General features: G+C 70.0%; 4 protein-coding genes. All 4 read right to left on the bottom strand.

Annotated features, from left to right (window positions below; genetic code table 11):
• Nucleotides 1–165: 165 nt before the first annotated feature.
• Complete coding sequence (gene eda, locus ABDW35_RS33370; protein WP_343718154.1) at nt 166–672, bottom strand: bifunctional 4-hydroxy-2-oxoglutarate aldolase/2-dehydro-3-deoxy-phosphogluconate aldolase; 507 nt, start codon at nt 670–672, stop codon at nt 166–168.
• 97 nt (nt 673–769) lie between these two features.
• On the bottom strand, nt 770–1693 hold the full coding sequence (locus ABDW35_RS33365) for a sugar kinase (RefSeq protein ID WP_343718153.1): 924 nt from the start codon (nt 1691–1693) through the stop codon (nt 770–772).
• A 36-nt stretch (nt 1694–1729) separates the two neighbouring features.
• The gene (locus tag ABDW35_RS33360; RefSeq protein WP_343718152.1) at nt 1730–2749 is read right to left on the bottom strand and encodes an aldo/keto reductase; all 1020 of its coding nucleotides are present in this window, start codon (nt 2747–2749) and stop codon (nt 1730–1732) included.
• A gap of 31 nt (nt 2750–2780) precedes the next feature.
• A complete protein-coding gene (locus ABDW35_RS33355) occupies nt 2781–3773 on the bottom strand; it encodes a tripartite tricarboxylate transporter substrate binding protein (protein ID WP_343718155.1) in 993 nt (330 codons plus the stop codon).
• Nucleotides 3774–4025 lie beyond the last annotated feature (252 nt).

The following is a 4025-nucleotide window of genomic DNA, read 5'->3' as shown; positions in this document are numbered from 1 at the left end:
TTTCCGGAGTATATCATACGGTCAAAAAGCTCTGCCAGCTCGCTTTCCAGAGTTTCCCATAAGCTGAGCGCTGCACCAACAGCGTGAAATATTGCATGCGGGGCAGCATCGCCAGCGTCTTGCCGCTTTCTAACATCCCAATCCTCTGCCATTAGCCCTCCTGCCCTAAACAGGGAGATAGGCCCGCAGGTTGGATTCGCGCACGCCGCCGGTCGGGCAGAAGCGCATGTCGGCGAAGGGGCCGGCCAGGGCCGACAGCGCCGCCTGGCCGCCATAGATCTCGGCCGGGAAGAACTTCAGCACGCCGTAGCCGAGGTCGCGCGCGGCCATGATCTCCGACGGCGTCACCGCGCCGGGCAGGAAGGGGAAGCCCTCCGCCGCCCGCGCCAGTTCCGGCGTCAGGCCGGGGCTGACACCGAACACGGCGCCGGCCTTGCGCGAGGCCTCGAGGTCGGCCGGGTTCAGCACCGTGCCGGCGCCGACGATCGCATCGGGCACCTCGGACGCCATGGCGGCGATGACGTCGAGCGCGGCCTTGGTGCGCAGCGTCACCTCCAGCACCGGCAGGCCGCCATCGACCAAAGCGCGGGCCAGCGGCACCGCCGCCTCCACCGTCTCGACGGTCAGCACGGGGATGATCGGGGCGCGGGCGATGATGGCGTCGACGGTCATGGAAATCTCGATCGGTCAGGTGTGAAGGGCCGGTCAGTCGGGTTGCACCGGCACCTTAGCAAATTGTGGATGACGGATGAGAGTCATCCGCCGCGGATCAGGCGGGGCCGCCCGCGAAATCCGGCATCGCATCACGCGGCACCACGGCGCCGCGGTGGCCGATCACCGCGGCCGCGAGGCGATGGCCGCGCATGGCCGAGGCCGCCGGGTCCAGCCCGGCGAAGCGGCCGGCCAGGTAGCCGGCGTTGAAGCTGTCGCCCGCGGCGGTGGTGTCGACCGGGGTCACGACGCGCGGCACCGGCACCGTGGTCACGCCCTCGGCCGTGGCGATGTGGCAGCCCTCGCCGCCGCATTTCACCACGATCTCGCCGACGCCGTAGCCGCGCAGCCGGGCGATGGTGGCCTGCGGATCGGCGTCGCCGAACAGCGCCTGCTCATCGTCGAAGGTCGGCAGCGCATGGGTGGCCAGCGCCAGGAACCGCGCGAACACCGCCCGCGCCTTGTCCTTGTCGGGCCAGCCGCGCGGCCGGTAGTTGCCGTCGAAGGCGATGCGCGCGCCCTTCGCCTTGGCCGCCGACAGCGCCGCGTGGAAGGCGTCGCGGCCGGCGTCGCTGTACAGCGACAGGGTGATGCCGGAGAAGTAGAGGAGGTCGTAGCCGGCCAGCGTTCCGGCCAAGTCGCCGGCGCCCGGCAACTCGAACACCTCGCGGGCGGGCGCCCGGTCGCGCCAGTAGTGGAAGGTGCGCTCCCCCCGGTCGTCGGTGCGGATCATGTACAGGCCCGGCACCCGGCCCGGCAGGCGCGGCACCAGCCCGGTTCCCACCCCTTCCGCCTGCCAGCGGGCCAGCATCTCGTCGCTATACGGGTCGTCGCCCAGCGCGGTGACGTAGTCGATCGCGACACCCTGGCGGGCCAGGTACACCGCGGTGTTCAGCGTGTCCCCGCCGCTGGCCAGCTGGGCGTCGCCGCCCGGCTTCACCGCGATCTCGATCATGCACTCGCCGATCGATGCCACCCGCATTGAGACAATCCCTTCCCGGCTTACGGCCGGGCCCGTTCACGGGGTCGGCGCGTCGACGCGAATCAAGCTTTCGGATTTCAGATCCGACCACAGCCCGGCCGGGATCGGGTAGCGGAAATTCTCGACATTGCGCGTCACCTGCTCCGGCGACAGCGCGCCGGGAATGACCGAGGCGACGCTGGGATGGCCGAGCGGGAACTGCAGCGCCGCGGCGGCCAGCGGCACGCCATGCGCGGCGCAGACCCGCTCGATCCGGCGGCAGCGTTCCAGCTCCTCCGGCGTCGCGTCGCGGTAGTTGTACTTGGCGCCCGCGACCGGGCCGGTGGCGAGCAGGCCGGAGGCGAAGACGCCGCCGATGACGATGCCGGCGCCGTGCCGCTGGCATAGCGGGAATTCCTCCGCCAGCGGCTCCTGATCCATCAGCGTGTAGGGCATCGCCACCAGGAAGGCGTCGAGGTCGGCGGCGTCGAGCAGCTTCGGGATCATGCCGGTGACGTTGATGCCGGCGCCGACCGCGCCGACCACGCCGGAGGATTTCAGCTGCTCCAGCGCCCGCCAGCCGGAGCCGGAGATCTGGTCGAGATGCGCCCGCACCCGGGCATCGGTCTTGTGATGCGGCAGGTCGAGATCGTGGATCAGCAGCAGGTCGATGCGCGGCAGGGCCAGCCGCATCCAGATCTGCTCCACCGCCCGCATGATGCCGTCATAGCCGTAGTCGAAGACGATATCGAAGGGTAGGCCGCCGGCCCATTTGTCGGAATGGAAATTCGCCGGGTCGGGCGACGGCCTGAGCCAGCGCCCGACCTTGCTGGAGACGCGGAACTCCGCGCGCGGCTGGCCGTGCAGGAAGCTGCCCAGCCGGTGCTCGGCCAGGCCCAGCCCGTACCAGGGCGCGGTGTCGAAATAGCGGATGCCGGCATCCCAGGCCGCCTGCAGCGTGGCATGGGCCTGCGGCTCCGGCACTTTGACGAAGAGCTCGCCGAGCGCGGCCGAGCCGAAGCCGAGCGTGGTCACCTCGAGGTCGGTGCGCCCCAGGCGGCGGGTGTCGATCGGCATCGGTGGAACCCTTCGGTCGTCGGTGGTCGGGTTATTGCGAATCGGCGGCGCCGGAGGCCTCGACGATCGGGGCCCATTTCGCCAGCTCGGCGGTCACATGCTTGGCCAGCTCGTCCGGGGTCGAGCCGACGACGGTGGCGCTGAGCTCGGCCAGGCGCGGCTGCGTCGCCGGGTCCTTCACTGCCTTCACCGCCGCGGCGTTCAGCCGGTCGATCACCGGCTGCGGCGTGCCGGCCGGGGCGAAGATCGCGTTCCAGGTGTAGGTCTCGTAGCCCGGCACCCCCGCCTCCTCCATCGTCGGCAGGTCGGGGAAGCTGGCCGAGCGGGTCTTGGTGGTGACTGCCAGCGGCCGCAACGTGCCCGCCTTGATGAAGGCGGTGGAGGACGGCAGGTTGTCGAACATGATCGGCACCTGGTTCGCCACCACATCGTTCAGCGCCGGCCCGGCGCCGCGATAGGGCACATGGATCATGTCGACCCCGGCCAGGCTCTTGAACAGCTCGCCGGACAGGTGCAGCGGCGTGCCGATACCGGATGAGGCGTAGCTGTACTCGCCGGGCTTCGACTTCAAGAGCGCGATCAGCTCCTGCACCGACTTCACCGGCAGTTCCGGATTGACCTCGAGCACGTTCGGCACCAGCACCAGCAGCGACACCGGCGCGAAATCCTTCACCGGATCATAGGGCATCTGCTTCATGACCGCGGGGTTCAGCGCGTGGGTCGCGATCGTGCCCATCAGGATGGTGTAGCCGTCCGGGTCCGCCTTGGCGACGGCGTCGGCACCGATGTTGCCGCCGGCGCCGGCCTTGTTCTCGACGATCACGGTCTGGCCGAGATCCTCGGTCATCTTCTCGGCGATGATGCGGGCGATCAGGTCGGTCGAGCCGCCGGCCGCGAACGGCACCACCAGCGTGACGGTGCGGGACGGAAAGGCGTCGGCGGCCGAGGCCAGACCGGCCGGCAGCGCCATGCAGGCCGCGAGGCCAGCGAGCAGAACGGATCGTCGGAACAGGCCGTGCAGCATGGTCAAGCGTCTCCCCCTGGGTCGATCAGCGGTGTGATTGTGGTTGTGAGCCGGGCATGGCGTTGGATGCCGCCCGTTGGGCCGGGATTGTCGCGGAGGCTGACGGCGCTGGCAACCCGCGCCGCCGGATCCGGTCAGAGGTCGTAGCTCTAGGCGGGAACGTCCGCGGCGATCGCCGCCTCGGGGCTGGCGGCCTCGAGTTCGCGGGCGCTCTGGTTCATGATGAACTGCATCGCCTTGCGTGCCGCCCGG

The organism is Inquilinus sp. (assembly GCF_039594555.1).
GTDB lineage: Bacteria > Pseudomonadota > Alphaproteobacteria > DSM-16000 > Inquilinaceae > Inquilinus.
This window is presented reverse-complemented; position numbering and strand designations above follow the sequence as displayed.